18 protein-coding genes are annotated in these 19,413 nt (G+C 44.5%); 3 read left to right on the top strand and 15 right to left on the bottom strand.

Features of this window, described 5'->3' with window-relative positions; translation table 11 throughout:
• Positions 1-20: 20 nt before the first annotated feature.
• The 8 genes from dapA to IE164_RS12725 all read right to left on the bottom strand — a co-directional run bounded on the left by dapA (position 21) and on the right by IE164_RS12725 (position 6,673).
• Positions 21-881 carry a 4-hydroxy-tetrahydrodipicolinate synthase gene (dapA, locus tag IE164_RS12690; protein WP_189630604.1) on the bottom strand — a complete coding sequence of 287 codons (861 nt, stop codon included), beginning with the start codon at positions 879-881 and terminating at the stop codon, positions 21-23.
• Positions 882-1,391 carry a DUF6913 domain-containing protein gene (locus IE164_RS12695; RefSeq protein WP_189630605.1) on the bottom strand — a complete coding sequence of 170 codons (510 nt, stop codon included), beginning with the start codon at positions 1,389-1,391 and terminating at the stop codon, positions 882-884.
• The gene (gene ligA / locus IE164_RS12700) at positions 1,392-3,443 is read right to left on the bottom strand and encodes an NAD-dependent DNA ligase LigA (RefSeq protein WP_189630606.1); all 2,052 of its coding nucleotides are present in this window, start codon (positions 3,441-3,443) and stop codon (positions 1,392-1,394) included.
• A 5-nt stretch (positions 3,444-3,448) separates the two neighbouring features.
• A complete protein-coding gene (xseB, locus tag IE164_RS12705; protein ID WP_189630607.1) occupies positions 3,449-3,643 on the bottom strand; it encodes an exodeoxyribonuclease VII small subunit in 195 nt (64 codons plus the stop codon).
• Positions 3,633-4,871 carry an exodeoxyribonuclease VII large subunit gene (gene xseA, locus IE164_RS12710; protein WP_189630608.1) on the bottom strand — a complete coding sequence of 413 codons (1,239 nt, stop codon included), beginning with the start codon at positions 4,869-4,871 and terminating at the stop codon, positions 3,633-3,635. The genes xseB and xseA overlap by 11 nt, the downstream gene beginning before the upstream one ends.
• A gap of 166 nt (positions 4,872-5,037) precedes the next feature.
• On the bottom strand, positions 5,038-5,541 hold the full coding sequence (locus tag IE164_RS12715; RefSeq protein ID WP_189630609.1) for a Spy/CpxP family protein refolding chaperone: 504 nt from the start codon (positions 5,539-5,541) through the stop codon (positions 5,038-5,040).
• Positions 5,542-5,545: 4 nt separating this feature from the next.
• Positions 5,546-6,103 carry a hypothetical protein gene (locus IE164_RS12720; protein ID WP_189630610.1) on the bottom strand — a complete coding sequence of 186 codons (558 nt, stop codon included), beginning with the start codon at positions 6,101-6,103 and terminating at the stop codon, positions 5,546-5,548.
• A gap of 30 nt (positions 6,104-6,133) precedes the next feature.
• The gene (locus tag IE164_RS12725) at positions 6,134-6,673 is read right to left on the bottom strand and encodes an RNA polymerase sigma factor (protein WP_189630611.1); all 540 of its coding nucleotides are present in this window, start codon (positions 6,671-6,673) and stop codon (positions 6,134-6,136) included.
• A gap of 255 nt (positions 6,674-6,928) precedes the next feature.
• Between IE164_RS12725 and IE164_RS12730 the strand changes: the two genes are divergently transcribed.
• Positions 6,929-7,390 (top strand): MarR family winged helix-turn-helix transcriptional regulator, encoded by a 462-nt coding sequence (locus IE164_RS12730; protein ID WP_189630612.1) that lies wholly within the window; start codon positions 6,929-6,931, stop codon positions 7,388-7,390.
• On the opposite strand, the gene IE164_RS12735 is transcribed toward IE164_RS12730, so the two are convergent.
• Positions 7,380-8,501, bottom strand: coding sequence for a DmpA family aminopeptidase (locus tag IE164_RS12735; RefSeq protein WP_189630613.1), 1,122 nt, complete (start codon positions 8,499-8,501; stop codon positions 7,380-7,382). The genes IE164_RS12730 and IE164_RS12735 overlap by 11 nt on opposite strands.
• 105 nt (positions 8,502-8,606) lie before the next feature.
• Here IE164_RS12735 and IE164_RS12740 point away from each other — a divergent pair, with 105 nt between their 5' ends.
• Entirely contained in the window at positions 8,607-9,839 is a 1,233-nt protein-coding gene (locus IE164_RS12740; RefSeq protein ID WP_189630614.1) for an MFS transporter, read from the top strand.
• Positions 9,840-9,893: 54 nt separating this feature from the next.
• A complete protein-coding gene (locus IE164_RS12745; protein ID WP_189630615.1) occupies positions 9,894-10,304 on the top strand; it encodes a heme-binding domain-containing protein in 411 nt (136 codons plus the stop codon).
• A 152-nt stretch (positions 10,305-10,456) separates the two neighbouring features.
• On the opposite strand, the gene IE164_RS12750 is transcribed toward IE164_RS12745, so the two are convergent.
• The 6 genes from IE164_RS12750 to IE164_RS12775 all read right to left on the bottom strand — a co-directional run bounded on the left by IE164_RS12750 (position 10,457) and on the right by IE164_RS12775 (position 19,344).
• On the bottom strand, positions 10,457-11,377 hold the full coding sequence (locus tag IE164_RS12750) for a universal stress protein (protein WP_189630616.1): 921 nt from the start codon (positions 11,375-11,377) through the stop codon (positions 10,457-10,459).
• A gap of 95 nt (positions 11,378-11,472) precedes the next feature.
• A complete protein-coding gene (locus tag IE164_RS12755) occupies positions 11,473-12,552 on the bottom strand; it encodes an aminotransferase class V-fold PLP-dependent enzyme (protein ID WP_189630617.1) in 1,080 nt (359 codons plus the stop codon).
• Positions 12,545-13,738 carry an MFS transporter gene (locus IE164_RS12760; protein WP_189630618.1) on the bottom strand — a complete coding sequence of 398 codons (1,194 nt, stop codon included), beginning with the start codon at positions 13,736-13,738 and terminating at the stop codon, positions 12,545-12,547. The genes IE164_RS12755 and IE164_RS12760 overlap by 8 nt, the downstream gene beginning before the upstream one ends.
• A gap of 393 nt (positions 13,739-14,131) precedes the next feature.
• Positions 14,132-16,384 (bottom strand): aminotransferase class III-fold pyridoxal phosphate-dependent enzyme, encoded by a 2,253-nt coding sequence (locus IE164_RS12765; protein ID WP_189630619.1) that lies wholly within the window; start codon positions 16,382-16,384, stop codon positions 14,132-14,134.
• A 137-nt stretch (positions 16,385-16,521) separates the two neighbouring features.
• The gene (locus IE164_RS12770; RefSeq protein ID WP_229838670.1) at positions 16,522-18,246 is read right to left on the bottom strand and encodes an amidohydrolase; all 1,725 of its coding nucleotides are present in this window, start codon (positions 18,244-18,246) and stop codon (positions 16,522-16,524) included.
• 243 nt (positions 18,247-18,489) lie between these two features.
• On the bottom strand, positions 18,490-19,344 hold the full coding sequence (locus IE164_RS12775) for a M57 family metalloprotease (protein WP_189630620.1): 855 nt from the start codon (positions 19,342-19,344) through the stop codon (positions 18,490-18,492).
• Positions 19,345-19,413 lie beyond the last annotated feature (69 nt).

Genomic DNA, 19,413 nt, shown 5'->3' on the forward strand with positions numbered 1-19,413 from the left:
TTATTGTCTCAATTTTTGGTTTAGAGCAACGCGGCTATCCTCTGCTTAAGTTCTTCAGTAGCAGGGAGTAAGGGTAGTCTTACCTGATTGTTACATACCCCTTTTTGTCTCAATACCTCTTTTATCCCAACCGGATTACTCTCTACATACATTAGCGGGTTTATGGCTTCAAAGCTGTTAGAAATCTCCTTAGACTTTTTAAAATCGCCACTCAGTGCCAATCGGGCTATCTGACTGAATTCTATGGGAAACCCATTGGCCAAAACTGAGATAACTCCACAGCCGCCCATCTCCATAATTTCGGTGGTAATGAGGTCGTCTCCGGAAATAAGTAGAAAGTTTTCTGGCTTTTGGGTGGCTATACTTTGGCACTGATCGAGCTTGCCTGAGGCCTCCTTTATACCCAATATGTTAGGATGTTGGGCCAGAGCAAGCGTAGTTTCGGCCAGCATGTTTGACATTGTTCTGCCCGGAACATTATAAAGTATTACCGGAACCGGGCTTGCATCGGCCACTTTTTGGAAGTGAGCAATAATACCTGCCTGACTAGGCTTGTTGTAGTATGGACTCACTGAGAGTAGAGCGTCCACTCCATCGAAGTTTGTATCGTTTATTTCATCGAGTACGGCCGCGGTATTGTTGCCGCCAATGCCGTATACTATGGGTAATTTCTTCGTGTTATTTTCGCGCACAAAGGCTAGAATTGCTTTTTTCTCGCTTTTAGTGAGTGTAGCTACTTCACCGGTTGTTCCCATAACAACGTAATAGTCAACTCCCTCGCTGGTGAAGTCGAGTACTCGCTTAAGACTATCATAATCTACCAGCCCTTCTTGAGTGAATGGCGTTATAAGCGCCACTCCTGTTCCATGTAATTTTTCCATTTACCTGATTGCCTTAATGTATTTAACCATTTGCTCTGCAAAATTAGCAGTCCCGGCACTTTTGTTGATACCAATCATCAATTCATAATAATTGGTGGCCGTTTCAGAGTGAAAACCAACCCTGCACTTGGCTTTTGTACGATTTAACAGCGTTTGAACAATTTCGTTCAATTCAAGATCGAGATGTAGCAGATAGTCGAAAGAAGTGTCTAAAAAGCTTTCGGTTTCCGGAGAATTAAGTTTGCCCCAACTGCTAATCTGGTCGATTTTCAGAGTGGCACGGTTGAGAGATGGTACTTCCTTTTGGTTCACAAAACAAAGCACTTGAATGTGCTTATGCTCACCCAGTTCTTCAACCAGCTGGTTTATGCTTTCTTCTTTCTTTTCTCCTTCATAGGTATAGAGAACGCCAATGTTAGTGGCCTTTTCGTATGGCGGTATAGGCTCTTTGTACTCGCGTTTTCTGGGCTTATTGACAAGCCCCAGAATCTTCCTTCCTAGTATTGACATTTAGCTGTTGATGAGTTGAATGAATTCATCTTCTGAGATGATTTTTATGCCCAATTGAGTGGCCTTTTCCAATTTGGCAGGTCCCATGTTTTCTCCGGCCACAAGGTAGTCTAGCTTAGCGCTGATGGATGAGACTACTTTGCCGCCATTCCGTTTAATCTTTTCCTTCAATTCGTCTCGCGAAAACTGATGGAATACTCCACTGATTACGAAAGAAAGATCTGTCAGTTTTTGGCTTTCACTTACCTCTTCCGTTTCTTCTATCTGGAAGTGGAGTCCGGCTTGCTGAAGATCGGCAATTAGTTTCTGATTTTTTTCATGGCTGAAGAAATCTGTCACACTCTCGGCAATGCGTTCTCCAATTTCGGGCACGGCAACCAATTCTTCCAAGGAGGCATTCATCAGGTTGTCAATAGTTTTGAAGTGGCGGGCTAGTTTCTCTGCCACGGTTTGGCCAACGTAGCGAATACCCAGGGCAAACAGAACTCGTTCAAAGGGTACTTTCTTCGATTCTTCAATGGCTTTTATGATATTGGAAGCTGATTTTTCCCTTAGGCTTCGGGCACTGTATTCACCTTTTTTCTCTGAGAAAATACGAAACTCCAGGCCGTTCAGGTCATCGAAAGTGAGCTGGTATAGGCCGGCATAGTCATGAATTAACCCTTTGTCCAGAAGGCCTCTGAGTGTTTCTGAGCCAAGACTGTCTATATCCATGGCTTTCCGTTGAATAAAATGCTCAATTCTTCCCAGTATTTGAGGAGGGCATCCTTCTGCATTGGGGCAGTAATGGTTTGCTTCTCCTTCTTTCCGTATAAGTTCGGTCTGGCATTCCGGGCAATGGCTTATGTAGCTTACCGGTTGACTGTTTACCGGCCGGACCAGCGGGTCTACACCGGTAATTTTAGGGATGATTTCTCCACCTTTTTCTACGAATACTGTGTCGCCCAGGCGGAGATCCAGGCGTTCGATCTCGTTGGCATTGTGCAGCGATGCTCTTTTAACGGTAGTTCCGGCCAAGAGCACGGGTTTTAAATTGGCTACGGGAGTAACGGCTCCTGTGCGGCCCACCTGGTAAGATATACTTTCTAAAACGGTTGAGGCACTTTCGGCTTTGTACTTGTAGGCAATGGCCCACCGGGGGCTTTTGGCTGTGAACCCAAGTTCGTTTTGATGGTGGAGACTATCTACTTTTATTACTACTCCATCGGTTTCTGATGGGAGTTCGTGTCTTTTGATTTCCCAATAGGCTATATAGTCGAGTACTTCTTCTATAGATTGGCAACGTTTGTAGGTCTGTGAAACATTAAAGCCCCATTTTTCCAGCAGGGCAATAGACTCAGAATGAGTATTTACCTCAACGGATTCGCCAAGAAGGGAGTAGAGGTAACAGTCGAGTTTTCGGTAAGCAACTACCGAAGAGTCTTGCATTTTTAGCGTACCCGAAGCTGCGTTTCTGGGGTTGGCCAGAGGCTCTTCTCCGGCATCAATCCGTTCAGCGTTGATCCGGGCGAACTGCTCTTTTGGAAAATAGACTTCTCCTCTAACCTCAAAACTATCAGGAGTTTGTGTGCCAATACGCAAGGGTATACTTCGTATGGTTTTAGCATTGGCGGTAATGTCGTCTCCTTGTGTGCCATCGCCACGGGTTACTGCGCGCTTCAATATTCCTTTTTCGTAGGTTAGGCTCAGAGCCACTCCATCGAACTTTAGTTCGCAGAAGTATGCATACTCATTAGTTCCCAGTCCTTTTTTTACCCGATTATCCCAGTCTATGAGTTCTTCTTTAGAATACGTGTTGCCCAAAGAAAGCATGGGATATTTATGAACAACCGTTTCAAAGTTTTTGGTTATGGTTCCTCCTACACGTTGGCTGGGGGAGTCTTCGAACTTGAACTGAGGAAACTTGTTTTCAAGGGCAATAAGTTGCTCCAATAATTGATCGAACTCAAAGTCTGAAATTTCAGGTTGGTCTTTCTGATAATAGAGTTCGTTATGGTAATTGATTTGCTCTGTGAGCTTTTTAATTTCGGAGAGGGCTTGTTGCTCGGTCATGGGAGTTAATTGAGTTTTTCAAGCGATGATTGTATTTCTGCTTCTGTGTTTTCCAACTTGGCTTTGCAGTCGTTGATTAGCTTTGTAGCCTCTTTAACCAGACTCGAAAGTTCGTCAATGTCGGGGTTTTGGTTTTCAATTCTCTCCACAATTTCATTGATTCGCTGGAGAGCTTCTTTATAGGTTGTTTTACTGCTCATTTTCTATGTTTGTCACCTTGCTTTCAATTTGTGTGTGTTGATTTTTGGTGATCAGCACGTCTCCCACTGCAATCGGCTGTTGGTTGATTGACCTTCCATTTTTCAGGGTAATGGAGTATCCGCGCTTAAAGATTGTTTCCGGGTCTATGAGCTTAATTTTATCCTCCAGACCCGTCAACAGAGAACGGCTTTTTTCTACCTGCGCTCTGCTGGCGAATTTAAGCATATGTTGTTTATCTGACAGAAGCTGTTGGGCTTGTTTTAGATAATTGAGGCCTGATCTTTCAAGCCGATGCCCCATTTGAACCAACTGTTGCCGAGCCATATTAAACTTATCTCTCACCCCTCTTTCTACACGTGTATTGAGATCGTAGAGTTGGTTATAGAACCGGTCCATACCTGAAATAATAAATTCGGCTACGGCTGTTGGCGTTTTCAATGCTGTGTTGGCCACAAGGTCGGCTACTGTCTGGTCACGTTCATGACCAATGCCCGTAAGAACCGGCAGTGGAGCTGAGGCAATGAGTTTGGCCAGGTTGTAGCCATCAAAACTGTCCAGATCGGTTTGGGCACCACCCCCTCTGATTATGGCGATGAGGTCGTACTTTTCTTGGCGCTGCCGTATGTTTTCCAACGCTTTGGCAATTGAGTTTTCGGTTTCTGTTCCTTGCATGGTGGCGTTAAAGCTTTCAATTAGAAAATCGTAACCTTGCGAGTTGTTTTCTAGCTGATCGATGAAATCGCCATATCCTGCTGCGGTGAGTGAGCTAATGACGGCTATCCGCTGAGGTACCAGAGGTAGGGGCAGCGACTTATTGAGGTTTAAAAAACCTTCTTCTTTGAGCTTGCGAATGGTTTCCTCTCTCTGCCGCGACCTTTCTCCAATAGTGAAGTTGGGGTCTATATCGTTAACGGTCAGGCTGAGCCCATATACTTCATGAAAATTGATACTCACATTGAATAGTACTTTGATGCCCGGCTTGAGGGTAGAACCTGTGGCTTGCTCGAATTGCTGGCTGAGTGTGCGGTAGGTATAGGCCCAGATGTTAGCTCTTATTTTGGCCTGAATAAAGTTATTCTCCTTTTCTACCAACTCCATATAGCAGTGGCCCTTCTGGTTGTTCCGAAGCTCACTTATTTCTGCAATGACCCAATAGGAACCAGCCAGGTTGTTTTCCAGCTGGCTTTTGATCAGGTGATTGAGTTGAAAAAGGGAGAGATGCGCCATGTTGCAAATTACGGCAAAGCCGGCAGGCTACAAACGAAAAAGAAAACATATACCTGAACTGTTTGGCGCGTTAGAGGCAGGTGGCTATGTGTTTAAAAAAGAACCGACTCTGCTGCTTTATGGGCAACAGAGCCGGTCGGGTTTTGTTATTACGAAGTTTTGCCTTCTAGTGATTTTGCTGGGGAAAATGTCTGTTTCCTCCATTATCCCTATTAGGCCTGTCTTTATCGTCACTAATGCGCTTCATTAAAGACCGTCTGAAATCAGAATCTATTCGAATAACCATCCATATCTGATTTTTATCGAGTACTTCGTTAAAACGGGTAAGGTATTTCTTTTCCAGATCGAGTTCTGCCTGTTTTTGCTCCAGATATACCTCAAGCATTTTATCGGCATTTTCATCGGTCATGTTTTTCCATCCGTTAGCCCCCACAAGGTTTCTTTTTTGCTCGTTGTATTTTTTACTCAAAGCGTCTTTTTCCTTTTCATATTCGTTGAAAATGGGCCAGAATTTTTGTGCGGTTTCACTGGTAAGTTGCAGCCTGTTCGACAAAAAGGCTATGCGGGCTGCTTTTAATTTTTCCCAGTCGTCAGAGCTTCTGCCATTGCGGTCTTGTGCTACGACAACGTTGCAGGCAATTGCCAACAAAAGTATATATGCGAATCTCATGATCTTAGTAGTCAAAATATTCAAAATGGTAATCCAGTTCTGCATTGGTAGTTAGCAGGTCAGCAAAACTATTAAGTTCTTCGGCAATTATTTCGTCCAGTATCAGATCGAACGAGTCTACATCGCTAAAAATATCGTTTTGAAAGGCCTGTTGTGCATTGAGGTAATCAATTATTGTATCGTCAGAGACCAGCTCCAGGCCTGATTCATTGTTTTCGGGCAGTGCTTTAGGCGAAAGAAAGTAAAAGCTTGCGATAAGCACTAAGCTTGCCGCTACGGCCAGCCAGCGCATTGGACTTTGCTTATAAAGCGGAACTACTTTACGTTCCCGACCCACAGTTTTGGCCATTATTTCTTCCGTTAACTCTTCGAAGTAGTTTTGAGGAACCTCGAATGGAAGCGTCTTCAGCTTTTCATTTTTGTAAAGCGTGCTGTCTTCTCTTTCTGCGGCTTCAAGTATGTCTTTATTTAGCCGATCGAAATAACCCTCCGGTACCTCGAAAATATTCTTGGCCAGTTCGGGTTGGTCTTCAAGCTTAATATGTCGGCCTTTTTTGTTCATGGTACTTTGATTTTCAAATGGTTAGAAGGTTTAATCTGCGTTCAGTTCTTCCTCTACTTTTTTAACAGCCAGGTGAAAGCTGGCTTTTAAGGCACCCACGCTGGTGCCGGTTATTTCTGCTATTTCTTCGTACTTCAGGTCATCGAAATATTTCATGTTAAACACCAGTCGCTGCTTTTCGGGCAGTTTTAATACGGCTTTTTGGAGTTTCATCTGAATCTCATCTCCGTTAATCAATTGACCGTGTGTCAGGTGGTTAGAAAGTTCTTTGTGTACATCGTCTATAGAGAGTGCAGTTCTTCGTTTAATTCGTTTGAGCTGATTCAGTGCTTCGTTGGTAGCTATTCGGTATATCCAGGTAAATAGCTGAGAGTTTTCCTTGAACTCATCGAGGTGTTTGTACACTTTAATGAAAACCTCCTGAGTCACATCGTCTGCATCGTCATGTGTAATGACAATTTTACGAACATGCCAGTACACCCGCTCCTGATAAGCCGAAACTAACTTCCGAAAGGCCCTTTCTCTTGTGGAGGGTTGCTTAAATTCGGTGAGTATTTCCTGTTCGTGCAAGTGGTGAAGTTTTGGAGTTAGATGCTACTGCGAATGAATGGTTTAATATAGCTGTACTAATTTACATTATGCTGCTGAATTTGAGGGGTTTTCTTACATTTGATAATGTGTACCTGCAGGTTTAGGACGTAAATTTTTTAATGTGTGTAATATTACGTTCAATGTACAAAACAAACCTGTGGTATAATGTGTATTTACTGACGTGGAAGAATTAGTACAATGTGTTAATTTTAGGCGTCATCCAACCAAAGACCCATGGGAATCGCGGAAGATATAAAACAGGGCAAGGACTTTAAGAGTTCTTACGAAAAATTGATAGTTAACATTCTTTACACCAACGGCTGGTTGTTAGACAAGCAGAACAAGCTGTTAAAGACCTTTGGTATCACCTCTCCGCAATACAATGTAATGCGCATACTAAGAGGCCAGTATCCTAAACCATGTACGGTAAACACTATTATAGAGCGTATGCTGGATCGTATGTCGAATGCTTCCAGAATTGTAGACAGGCTGGAAACAAAACGGTTGGTTGAGCGCACTATTTGTGAGTCGGATCGAAGGGCAAAAGATGTGCTCATTACAGCTAAGGGGCTCAAAGTGCTGGAACAGGTCGATGAGGCGCTCGCATGCTGGATGAAAGGCTTCGAAGGTATTGATATTCAGTCGGTAGAGGGGGCCAGCGAGGTGTTGGATGCTATGCGGGCCTCTATCGAGTAACTCCATATTTTTTCAGCAAGGGCAGTACTTTATCCATCGGTAGTGCTTCAATGGTTCGGCCGTTGCCTTCCATGCGTTTAGCCGCTATTAGCGAATTAATTATGGCTTCTTCGGTGGCTTCAATGGCGGCCATAAATAATGGCGATATGTTGTCATTTCTCAATACATTGCCTGTGTCGGTTGTATGAGCGGTTTGGTATGCAATTCTCATGTTTTCGGCTGTAGAGGCAGCTACTACATAGTCTCCACTACCGTTGGAGGCGATTCCCCCGGTTTTGGCCAATCCCAACATGGCTCTTTTGGCCAGCCTTTCCAGTTGTCTGGCATCCAGGGGAGCGTCAGTCAAAACTACAATCATGCATGAACCATCACTTTTCTCAATAGCACTCCTGAACGGGTACCGGTTAAGTTCTTGTCCTATGGGAGCTCCGGCAATGGTTAGGTTGCCGCCAAAGTTCGATTGTACCAGAACGCCCACCGTATAACCTCCCAATGTTTCCGGAATCCTTCTGGATGAGGTGCCAATACCTCCCTTAAACCCAAAGGCTATGGTGCCTGTTCCGGCACCAACATTACCTTCGGTTACCGGGCCGGATTGTGCTCCCTGAATGGCTTTTATTACATGGTTTTCAGTAATGTGCATACCTCGAATATCGTTAAGGCCGCCATCGTTAGTTTCACCCACTACCGCGTTTACCGATCGTACATTTTCGTTGCCGGGTAGGTCAAGCGTATATTTGACAGTACCCTGTATGCCCATAGGTACGCTCAAGGTGTTGGTAAGAATAATAGGCGTTTCCAGGTTGCCTAACTCCTGCACCTGGCTGATTCCCGCGAGTTTGCCAAAGCCATTGCCAATATAAATGGCGGCCGGTACTTTTTCTTGAAAGATGTTTCCCGCATGGGGAAGAATGGCGGTTACTCCGGTTCTTACAGTTTCGCCTTCAATGAGAGTGGTGTGACCAACTTTTACTCCAGGTACATCCGTAATGGCATTCCATTTTCCGGTGGGTAGGACACCAATAGTAATGTTGTAATCTCTAGCTCGTTGGCCTATGGCCAGGTGAGTAGAGAGGAACAGAAGTATCAGAAATATCCCTTGCCTTTTCATCTTATCAAAATAGAGATTATCTGTCAAATTCGGAGCTACAGATGGTATAAGTGGGCTCTTTTAGGAAGTTTCACTATCTTCCGAGTGCTACTTTAATTAAAAGCTATGAATCACAAGGCCATCAAGCTTTCGTTGTACATCAACTATTTTGTTTTTGCCATTCTGCTCAATTCTGTGGGGATCGTTATTCTTAAGTCGCAAAAAGTTTTTGGGGTAGATGAGGTAGAAGCAAGCACTTTGGAGGGGTTTAAAGACATTTCCATAATGGTAACTTCTTTTCTTATCGCTTCTTTTCTACCAAGAATAGGATATAAAAAAGGAATGTTGACTGCCCTTGGGGTGGTGACCATAGCTTGCCTTGTAATGTATTTCGGTAATTCTTTTTTAACTACTAAGCTCCACTTCCTGATGGTGGGTATAAGCTTCGGTGTTATTAAAGTGGCTGTATACTCGGTAATTGGCCTGGTAACCAATAGCCAGAAGGAGCATAATAGTTTTATGAGCAATATAGAGGGGGTGTTTATGTTTGGAATTGCTCTGGCCTATTTTCTTTTCCCCGCATTTAATGTGCCTGACCAACCCAATGCATGGCTCAATGTATATTGGGTTTTGGCTGGACTTACTTCTGTGGCTTTTGTGCTGCTCTGGAGGGCACGGTTTGAGCACTCGTATGAAGCTCCCGGCAATAGCCTTTCGGCCGATTTTATGGAAATGATTTCGCTGATAGCCAAGGGTTTGGTACTGGTGTTTGTTGGAGCCGCATTTTTATTTGTGATGGTGGAGCAGGGAATAATGACCTGGCTGCCGACTTTTAACGAGAAGGTTATGCAGTTGCCTGAAAACGTGGCGATAATGATGGCGAGCATTTTGGCCATTTCGCTGGGTATTGGACGCTTGTTAGCGGGGCAGTTGTCGCGATTATTTTCATGGCATGTAGTTTTGGTAGTGAGCATATTAGGGGCAATGGCTATGGTGCTATTTGTGTTGCCTGAAGCTGTAAATGCCAATATGGATGGAGTGGAAACATTGGCGGATGTGCCCCTGATTGGCTACGCATTTCCCTTGGTTGGCTTGTTTATAGCTCCCATATATCCATTGCTCAATTCGGCAGTACTTAGTGCATTACCTAAAAAGCTGCATAGTCCCATGTCAGGGCTCATTATTATTTTTTCAGCCTTGGGAGGCACCATAGGCTCTCGAATTGTAGGCTATCTTTTTAAAACACTGGGGGCCGAAAAAGCCTTTACCTATACGCTAATCCCTATGGTTGTTTTGCTTACCGCTCTGTTTATGCTTAAACGACTTACGGCAAGGGAGTTGGCTAACAAGAAATCTTAAACCTTTTGAAGAACCAATTGTCGAACCATTAATTTTTTAAACCTATAACAAACTATGAAAAACCAACTCAAAGCTATTTTTGGTCTCTCTGCATTGTTTTTTTTGACAAGTGCTTTTGTGGTAGCACCAAGCCCCAATGAAAGCAGGGATGCACAGGAGCAGGATGCTAAAATTGAACTTCCCGAAAATGTAAAAGCCATTGTAGAGAAAAAGTGTATGAACTGCCATAAACCCGATGCTCGTAATGAAAAGGCAAAAGAGAAGCTGCAATGGGTTAAGGTGCCTCAAATGAATAAAGAGGAGCAAGAGCATTTTGTAGCTGAAATGTTCGAGGTTTTGGAAGATGGTAAAATGCCTCCTCAAAGAATGGTAGAGCGTTTTCCTGAAATGAAATTGACCGAAGAAGAAACCAAAACCTTGTTGGCCTGGGTAGAGAAAGAAGAAAAGCGTCTGAAGGGCAAATAGCCTATCAGTTTTTGGCCTTTGGCAAAGCCGAGCTAGAGAAGGAGCCTCTCAAAATTCCGGATTTTGCTTACTCTTGAAGAGGAAAGCAGGAGTTTTGAGAGGCTCTTTTTTTATGGTTAACAAACCCGATCCGTGTGGTTATGAAAAACCTATTAGATTTCTTTAATCAGGTCGATAAAGCCTGAGTTTTGCCCCTTAGGCCTTACCACCATCATGGGAATATCATTGTTGTACTGAATTAGTTGTTCAGCGCGACTTCCAATAAAGAGGGCAGTAGTAGATGTTCTTCCTTTTACGCCAATAAAAATAGCGCTCGGATTGTTTTCATGGGCAAAGTCTATGATATCCGTCACCGGATTGTCGTTGGTGTCTAATGAATAAACCACCTCAAGGTCTACCCCCTCATGGTCTATTTCTGACATGAATTTTTTGTAATCCTTTTCCGCATTGGCACGCATCACTTCGGCAAATTCCTCGTAGGTTTTGCCTGAGTAATGATAGCCCCCCGGCACTGTATATACGTTCTGACATACAATCTTTACTCCCGGATACTTACGGGCAACTTTAATGGCTTCTTCCATGGCAATTTTAGAGTGCTTGGAGAAGTCGCACGGAACATGCAACATGTTCACTGTAGGTTTTGCCTCTTCCGGAATGATGAATAGGTTACAGGCTGCTCTTCTGGCCAGACGGTTGGAAAGAACACCTCCTCCAATGAAGTTCTTGTGTCTCCCCATCATAATGAGATCTATGTTGTGTTTGTCTACAAACTTAAGAATGGCCTTAGACGGAGCTCCTTCTTTAATGTGATAGCTTGAGATATCTTGCAGATTTTTAGGGAGCGTATTTTTTACCAGTGTACTGATTTTACTTTTACGCTCTTCAATGGCCTTATCCTTAATTTCAGGGAAGTCTCGTAGTACCTCTTCCGGTATTTTTATCTCACTAATGCTGTTAAAGAAGTGAATCTCTTTGGTTTCATTGGTGGTGGCAATTACTTCCAAAAACCTCAGTAGTGTGCGGTCTGCATCTGAGGTATCCATCAAAACCATTATTTTTTCTCGTGAAGGCATAGACTAAGAATTCGGTGCAAAATTAATATTTGGTGAATATGCAAGGCGAATAAATATAGAAATAATATTCTTGGTTTTCTTCACTGACCCTTGCCTCATAATTGATTGATAAGGTCTGCCAAAAGCTCTATTTGCTCTTTAGAATGTGTTGGAAATGATGCAATGCGGATTTGTTTTCCTTTGTATTGGCCATAGCCATTGCCGATGACCAAACCTTTGGCTTTTAGGGCATCAATAATCACGCTAGAGCTTCCTGAAGTATTGGCTACAGCCACCGTTTGAGACCTCAGGTGTTTTTCACTGACAAACGGAGTAAGCTCAGGGTGTTGCTCCAGGGTATGGTACAATAAGGCCGACTTGTAGCGCGCTTCGTGCCTGATGGTATCAATGCCTTTTTCTAACATATCTCCGGCAACTCGGCCTAAAAGGTATATACCCAATACATTGGCTGTATAAGTGGTTTGTCCTTTTTCCGCATTCTTCACCAGATTTGGGAGTGCCATGTAACTGCCTATGCTCTGACCACTTTGTAGCTTACTTTTGGCAGCCTCTATTGCCCTGGGGCTCACAATCCATACGCCCAGACCTGCAGGCAACCCAAAGCATTTTTGTACAGAAAAATAGACGCTGTCCACCATGGAGAAATTCAGATCCGTTACGGGGAGGGCCGAAACACCATCGACAGCTATAAGGGCTTCTTTATGCTTTTGACGAATGGTATAAATACTTTCCGTAGGAAAGGCCACCCCGGTGGAGGTCTCATTGAGGGCCATAGTAATCAGTTCAGTATCTGAAGGAATAAGGTCCGGATTGGTATCCGGCAATTGGCCAAACGGGGCTTCGGCCTTTTCCGGACTCAGTTTCCAGTCGGTAGCAAAATCATAAAAGCGATTGGAAAAGGCACCATAGCAATAGTGAAAAGACTTTTGGGTGACGAAGTTTTGGAGCTGACGCTCCCAAATTTCTGTAGCCGAACTGAGGAAAAGCACACGGTAGTCGGCCGGAATATTCATGAGGGCTTTAAGGTTTTCTTCGGTTTGCCGGTAGTAGGCTTCGGCCTGAGCGCTACGGTGATTGATTTCCATAACCTGCTCTTTAAGAGCGGCTTTTAGGTGTTCTTCTACCGTGAAATATAGAGCAGACGGGCCGGGGGTAAAGAATATTTTTTTAGGCATTGTTTTCTGCGGCTTTTAGTTCCTCAACATGTTGATGATAGTGTTTTCTTACAAAGAGAAAATAGAACACCAACGGGAACAAAAGTATCACTCCACAGATAAAAAACATCATGCCTATTCCACAATATTCGGCTACATAGCCAAGAGCAATTGAGCCGGCTCCAATGCCCAGGTCTACGGCTGAAAAGAAGGTAGCATTGGCGGCTCCTCTGCGCTCCATAGGAACCATATTGAGCGCCATGGTTTGTACCGTAGGCATTATGATGCCATTGCCAAAGCCAACTAATACACCCACAGCCATCAGTGGCCAAAAGCTATCGATATAACGCAACCAAATGAGCCCTGCTACAGTCACTAGCAGGCCTGTAGCTACCAAAGCAGAAGGGCCTCTTCGGTCCATAATTTTGCCAACAATAAGCCTTACAATCGCCACGCCTATGGCCATAAAAATAAAGAACAGAGCCCCTTGATTAATTTGCAGTTCATCGCTGTATATGCGTATAAATGAAATAATAGCCGCAAAAGGGAAAGCCCCTGTAAACATGACTACTGCAATGCGATTTACTCGCTTGTCGAACATTTTGGAGAGCTGAATTTTTGTTTCTCCGGTTTTGATTTTTGGCACTTTTACTACCAGAGCCAATACCAAAGCGGCCAGGGCTACAATGGCAGAAATGCTAAAAAGGTTTACGAAGTTATTTTGGCCCATAATCTGGTCGCCTCCGTAGGGAGCTAAGGCAATAGCGAAGGTCATAGCCAGGCCAAAGTATCCAATGCCTTCTCCGCGCCTCGACTCAGGTATAAGGTCGGCCGCAATGGTGCTCCCTCCTGTGGTAATAGTTCCCCAGGCGATACCATGAAACACCCGAATGATGAGTAGAATGAAAAAGGTCGAAGCCAGATGATAGGCGGCCGTAAGAATAGTAAAAAACAACAAAGCCCAAAGGTAAACCGATCTGCGGCCGTAGGCATCGAGTACATAGCCACAAAATGGCCTTACCAACAAGGCGGCCAGTGCATAAACGCCAATTATATAGCCCACCTGATTTTTGTTAGCATCGAGTGCGTTTACGGCATAAATGGGTAGGGTAGGGAGTAAAAAGTAAAAGGCCGAGGCCATTAAGAAATACGAAACAAAATGCAGGATGAAGTCCCGCGAGAGAATGTTGTCTTTATTTGGTGCCAATAGTCGAGTCGTGTCTAAACCTGCAAGCTACTAAAAAGTGGCTGGAAAACGTAAGATGGTGTACTTTATGAATGTCTGGCTGAAATAAGGTGCTTTTCTTTTTTCTTGAAACCAAAGGCTTCATAAGTTTGTATTATTAACGGGGAAAAAAGAAATACCCATTTGAGCTTAGACCAGTTTTCGAACTTTACAATTCTAACTCAAATACCGGGTGAATCCCTCTCAAAACAAGGCCTCATCCCGATTTTTCGGGACCTCGTACTTAGTGCAGGATAACAGTGGACTGTTGCGAGTTTAAAGGATAGCCCAAATCTTGTCTTTAATAGAGGTTCGAAAAGACCTCTGAGTTCTTATGGGTAAAATAAAAAGCCGCTTTTGAAGCGGCTTTTTATTTTAGGTGTTTCTGGTTAGAATTTCGTGCATAGCCGACACAAGCTCTTCTGCATTGGTCTTGTTAAAGCACATAGGAGGTTTCGATTTAATGACATTGTCGTGAGGACCATCTGTACTTACCAGAATGTGCCTGTTTCTCAATTCGTTCTTAATAACTGAGGCCAGTTGAGTGTGAGGTGTCAGGTCATCATCGGCAATAATCTCTAAGCCCAGAAACAGTCCTGAACCCCTAATGTCACCAATTTGAGGAAACTGTTTTGCCAGGGTAGTAAATAGATCCTTTTTATAATTGCCAACCTCTAAGGCATTTTTCTGTAAGCCTTCCTCTTCGATGGTTTCGAGTACGGCCAATCCTATTTCGCATGAAACGGGGTTTCCTCCGAAGGATGAGAAAAATTCCATGCCGTTATCGAAAGCATCGGCTATGGGCTGAGTACAAACCACGGCTGCCATGGGGTGGCCGTTGCCAATAGGCTTGCCCAGTACCACAATGTCCGGAGAAACCTCATGCATTTGGAAGCCCCAATAGTGGCTGCCCATGCGGCCAAAACCGGTTTGAACCTCATCGCTTATGTATAGGCTTCCACTGTTTCGTAGATGAGGGACGAGTTTTCTCAGAAAGCCATTGGCCAAAGGCACCTGGCCTCCGCAACCCACAATAGGTTCGGCAATGAAAGCCGCCAGAGGTTCACCCTGGCTCAAAAGGTTAATATAGTCTTGTGCATAATCTTCTCCAGCGCTTGCTCCTCTGTAACGTCCCCTGTAGGAGTCGGGGAGTTCGGCTTCGACAATATTTTCTGCACGCCCGGTTCCTCCTTTTCCCATGTATTTGTAGGGGCTTATTTGAATGCCTGTGCGAGTGTTGCCATGATAGCCGTGTTGCACTACCCCAATGTTCGTTCGGGAGGTGAAGTTTTGGGCCAGCCGAATAGCAAGGTCACTGGCTGCGCTTCCGGAGTTTACAAAAAATACACGGTTGAGGTGGTCCGGAAATTTGCTTAAGAGCTTTTCTGCATATTGGGGGAGTGCATCGTACAAGTACCGGGTGTTTGTATTGAGTTTTGCGATTTGACGTTGCGCAGCTTCTACAACTTTTGGGTGTTGGTGGCCTACATGCGGTATATTGTTATAGGCATCTAAAAACCGGTTTCCATGCCTATCGAACATGTATTGAAATATGGCCGACTCCATATGAATAGGTGTATTGTAACTAATGGAGAGTCCCTTGCTAATGAATTTATGACGATTGTTTATCTGGTTTTCAAGGGGAGGGGGGCCTTTCGGAGAATACGAACAGGCCTCGCGAAAAGTGTTTTCGGCAAGGACAGGTCCAATGGTTATCCATTTCTCTAAAAGCTTCCAGGCTCCTTCTTCACTAATTTGAATGTAAGTATTATGCGGCTGTGCTTTGGCCTGTTCGGCCGACTTGCACACACTGGTAACCAATCGACCGGCTATTAGATAATATAGTAGGTTTAATTCTTCTTCTTGCAGTGGCATCACACTGTGGTAGCCCTTAACCAGATATGAAGCCCACTTTAGGGGCTCTTCCTTATTCATGAGAGCATAGGTGCAGGCAATGGCTACTTCGTTGATAAGGGCTGAGTAGGAGGCATCACCAAAATCGATGATTCCAAATGCCGAATCGTGGACCAATACATTCCAGTCGTTGGCGTCATTGTAAATAATACTGTGCCTGAGATGGGGGAGTTTGTGGGCAACGTGTTGGCGCCACTCAATAATGTAATGGTCAACCAACTTCTTTTTAGAGGGAGGGGCGATGTATTGTGCGAGAGGGGTTGCCAACTCAAAATTATCAAGGTTCCAAACGAGTCTACGACTAGCTATGGCACTATTTTCAAAATTAATGAGTCGTTGGTCCATATGGCCCAGGAACTGCCCAAAGCTTTCAAACAGCTGAGGAGTATGTGTGGTTTCCGCCAAAAATGTTCCCTCAATATAACTCATGAGTTGAAGGAGGCATTCTTTTCCGTTGAGCGAAACGGTGCTTAAAAGCTCATGGTTTGTGTTGGGGATGGTGGTTGAAATTTGTCGGCTATTCAAATGGTCTAGCTGACGAACGAGCGCAATTTCACCCAGCACCTCTTCCTTAACTCTCGGGGTGTTGGGATATACTTTTAACACGTAGTTGGCCTCGTGGCCAATAACTCTATAATTGTGGCTTATGTAGCCTTCCAGTTCTTCAATGGTTTTGACCTGAATCTGGTAATGAGTGAGGAGTAGCTCTTCCATATGTGTGCACTAAAGCTCGGAAACAAGGCCTAAATACCCAAGCCAAAGTGCGCATCAAAAGCCAGAGGGGCATAAAAAACCCGCTACTCACAGTTTTCCATGAATAGCGGGAATTTTTTTACGTTTTTGGAGGCCGATTAGTCTGCCTTGTAAACTATTTCTCCTCCCACCACAGTCATGCTTACTTTGGTTTTGAGAATCTCTTGCTCAGGAATAGTCATAATGTTTTTGTTGAAGATGGTAAAGTCTGCTGCTTTTCCAACTTCAATAGAGCCTTTGAAGTCTTCTTCGAACTCTGCATAGGCACCATCTAAAGTGTATGATTTAAGAGCCTGCGCCCGGGTCATAGCCTGGTCGGCTTCAAAGCCTTCTTCAGGAAAACCTTCGAGAGTTTTTCTTGAAATGGAAGCATAAAATGACGGTAGCGGATCCAGAGGCTCTACGGGAGCATCAGTACCATTACAAACTACAGCACCGCTTTGCATTAGTTTTTGCCATACATAGGCGCCTTCAACAATGCGTTCTTCACCGAGCCTGTCAATGGCCCAAGGCCTGTCTGAACTCATATGAATGGCCTGCATGGCGGCTACAATATTCATTTCTCCAAAGCGGGCAATGTCTTCTTCACTAAGGTGCTGGGCATGCTCTATTCTAAAGCGCTGAGCTCTTCGGTCAATGTTGGGGTATTTATTGAATGCTGCCTCGTAGCGATCGAGTATTTCTCTATTGGCACGGTCGCCAATGGCGTGAGAGCATACTTGAAAGCCGGAAGCAAGAGCTTTTTCAGACACTTCGGTTACGGTTTCCATGGGGAGGGTTTCATGGCCGTAGTGGCCGGGTCTGTCGGTATACTCTTCGAGCAACCATGCTCCTCTAGGGCCAAGGGCACCATCGCAATTCAGTTTAATGGACCTCACGGTGTGCAAATGATCGGGGTCTATCATCGGGCCTTTTTTGTACCACTCTTCCAGGAGTTGTGGCGATCGGCCTGTGAGCATGGTATACATTCTTACCTTGAGCTTGCCCTGATCTTTGAATCGCTGCAATCGGTCTATGAAATCCTGGCCGGAGCCGGCATCGTGAAAACTGGTAATTCCAAGTCTCAGGCATTCATCGATAGCCATTTGGAGCGCTTGTTCGGCTCTTTCTTCTGTTTCTGCCGGAACGAGTTTGCCTACTATAGACGCAGCCCGTTCGGTAAATACTCCGGTAGGGTTGCCTAGTTCATCTTTAATAATTTCTCCTCCTTCTACTTCTCCCTGCAGGCTCTCAATGCTCAGGTTATTCACGCCCGCCAGTTCCATGGCTTTGGCATTGGCAAAGGCAGCATGGCCGCTGGCATGTCTCAGCCACACCGGATTGTTAGGGCTTACTTCTGAAAGTTTGTCATGAGTCTGGAAGCCTTTAACCATGTGGTCGGGCTTCTCTATCCACTTATCCTGGTGCCAACCCCTTCCGGTAATCCAATCACCGGGTTGAGCTTTTTCAACCGCCTCAGCTACTTTTTCAACCAATTCGTCATAGGTTTTTACATACATCAGGTCCAGTTCCAGCTTGTTGTAGCCTACGCCCATCATGTGGGCATGCGACTCTATAAAACCGGGTGTCATGGTTTGTCCCTGCAGGTCTACCATTTCCGTGTCATCACCCTGTAGTTTTATTATTTCAGCTTTGGAGCCGGTGGCCATTATCATGCCGTTCTTTACGGCCACAGCTTCTACTTGTGGGTTGCTGTCATCTACCGTATAGATTGTTCCATTGTAGAAAATTGAATCGGCCTTTTCGCCACTGTTACAGGCTTGTAATACGAGTATTGTCAGTAGTAGGAGGGCTCCTGCTACTCTTCTCATTAATGTCTTCATAGGTTTAAGATTGAAGATGAAAAAGTAAGGCTATTTCCTGACTCGTGCAATGCGAAATGTAGGCAGCGGGGCTGGGTGAATTATTATAATGTGGGAGGGTTTGTGGATGAGGTGGTAAAAATAAAAGAGGCCATCAACGAAGCCGGATTAAATAACATCAGGGTTATGAAGGTGTTATTTAACTCAAAGCCTCTCGATTGGCCTCCTTTGTGTTGATTATTTACAGACTATGAAATCAAATAATTAGTACAGGTATTCCAAAGCAGCAATGTCATACTGCCCGAATTCACCATCTTCATTAGAGCTAAAGCATGATAGCATAATGGAGTTGGGGTCGAATCCGGTAGGAGTACCAGGGATGTGGATGGCACCTACACCTCCAGAACCTTCATTTCCTCCGGTGCCACAAGAGAGCGACCGGTTGAAGTAGTCGGTGTGTCTAAGGCCAAGGCAGTGTCCGATTTCATGGGTAATTACGTGCTCAGTTACATTTGTACCAAAGCTACTTGTACCCGACTGAATTTGAACATACTTGTAGGGGTTGCCACCACTAGGGAACCCGGCAGACCCGCCACCGCCACCGCTTACACGGTACACTACTATATCGTATGGCTGATAGTTGGTGCCAAAAGTTAGTGTAAATGTAAGACCGGTATTCAGGGCGTTATAATTGTTAATGGCCCACTGCAAGGCAGTTCTCATGGTATTGTCCAGGGCGTTGCTGCCACCGGTGTAGCCAATAACATTAATAGTGCGGGGGGCATTTACCAGGTTGGTGGTTCGGTACTGCTCACCAACCGCTCCTACGTGCTCAATTTTACTTTTCAGCATTTTCTCCAGGTTTTCCGGAGTAATGATGATGTCATTTTCAAGCACATAATTGCCGGCTTCATAAGCAGGATCCAGAACCTCAGAACTCTTTGACATTCTGATGTCGCTTACGTCAAAACCCAACTCGGTAAATTGGTTTTTAACGGTTTCGCTTATTTCCTCCTGTTGGAGCTCTGTTGGATCTTGATCTTCGGTACAAGAGACAGCAAAGATCATGATCAAAAGTGCGCTAAAGGCACTAAGCAATGATAGTTTTACTTTTTGCATTGTAAGTGATGTTTAGTTAATAATAAATGTTAAGGTTGAGTTGTAAATAATCAACAATTAATGTTAATA

Origin of the sequence: Roseivirga thermotolerans, assembly GCF_014653175.1 — a bacterium.
Taxonomy (GTDB): domain Bacteria; phylum Bacteroidota; class Bacteroidia; order Cytophagales; family Cyclobacteriaceae; genus Roseivirga; species Roseivirga thermotolerans.

What these genes read in the sequence shown, in the direction of transcription:
- dapA (WP_189630604.1), bottom strand. Translation starts at nt 881, where the DNA reads ATGGAAAAATTACATGGAACAGGAGTGGCGCTTATAACGCCATTCACT.
- IE164_RS12695 (WP_189630605.1), bottom strand. Translation starts at nt 1,391, where the DNA reads ATGTCAATACTAGGAAGGAAGATTCTGGGGCTTGTCAATAAGCCCAGA.
- ligA (WP_189630606.1), bottom strand. Translation starts at nt 3,443, where the DNA reads ATGACCGAGCAACAAGCCCTCTCCGAAATTAAAAAGCTCACAGAGCAA.
- xseB (WP_189630607.1), bottom strand. Translation starts at nt 3,643, where the DNA reads ATGAGCAGTAAAACAACCTATAAAGAAGCTCTCCAGCGAATCAATGAA.
- xseA (WP_189630608.1), bottom strand. Translation starts at nt 4,871, where the DNA reads ATGGCGCATCTCTCCCTTTTTCAACTCAATCACCTGATCAAAAGCCAG.
- IE164_RS12715 (WP_189630609.1), bottom strand. Translation starts at nt 5,541, where the DNA reads ATGAGATTCGCATATATACTTTTGTTGGCAATTGCCTGCAACGTTGTC.
- IE164_RS12720 (WP_189630610.1), bottom strand. Translation starts at nt 6,103, where the DNA reads ATGAACAAAAAAGGCCGACATATTAAGCTTGAAGACCAACCCGAACTG.
- IE164_RS12730 (WP_189630612.1), top strand. Translation starts at nt 6,929, where the DNA reads ATGGGAATCGCGGAAGATATAAAACAGGGCAAGGACTTTAAGAGTTCT.
- IE164_RS12735 (WP_189630613.1), bottom strand. Translation starts at nt 8,501, where the DNA reads ATGAAAAGGCAAGGGATATTTCTGATACTTCTGTTCCTCTCTACTCAC.
- IE164_RS12740 (WP_189630614.1), top strand. Translation starts at nt 8,607, where the DNA reads ATGAATCACAAGGCCATCAAGCTTTCGTTGTACATCAACTATTTTGTT.
- IE164_RS12745 (WP_189630615.1), top strand. Translation starts at nt 9,894, where the DNA reads ATGAAAAACCAACTCAAAGCTATTTTTGGTCTCTCTGCATTGTTTTTT.
- IE164_RS12750 (WP_189630616.1), bottom strand. Translation starts at nt 11,377, where the DNA reads ATGCCTTCACGAGAAAAAATAATGGTTTTGATGGATACCTCAGATGCA.
- IE164_RS12755 (WP_189630617.1), bottom strand. Translation starts at nt 12,552, where the DNA reads ATGCCTAAAAAAATATTCTTTACCCCCGGCCCGTCTGCTCTATATTTC.
- IE164_RS12765 (WP_189630619.1), bottom strand. Translation starts at nt 16,384, where the DNA reads ATGGAAGAGCTACTCCTCACTCATTACCAGATTCAGGTCAAAACCATT.
- IE164_RS12770 (WP_229838670.1), bottom strand. Translation starts at nt 18,246, where the DNA reads ATGAAGACATTAATGAGAAGAGTAGCAGGAGCCCTCCTACTACTGACA.
- IE164_RS12775 (WP_189630620.1), bottom strand. Translation starts at nt 19,344, where the DNA reads ATGCAAAAAGTAAAACTATCATTGCTTAGTGCCTTTAGCGCACTTTTG.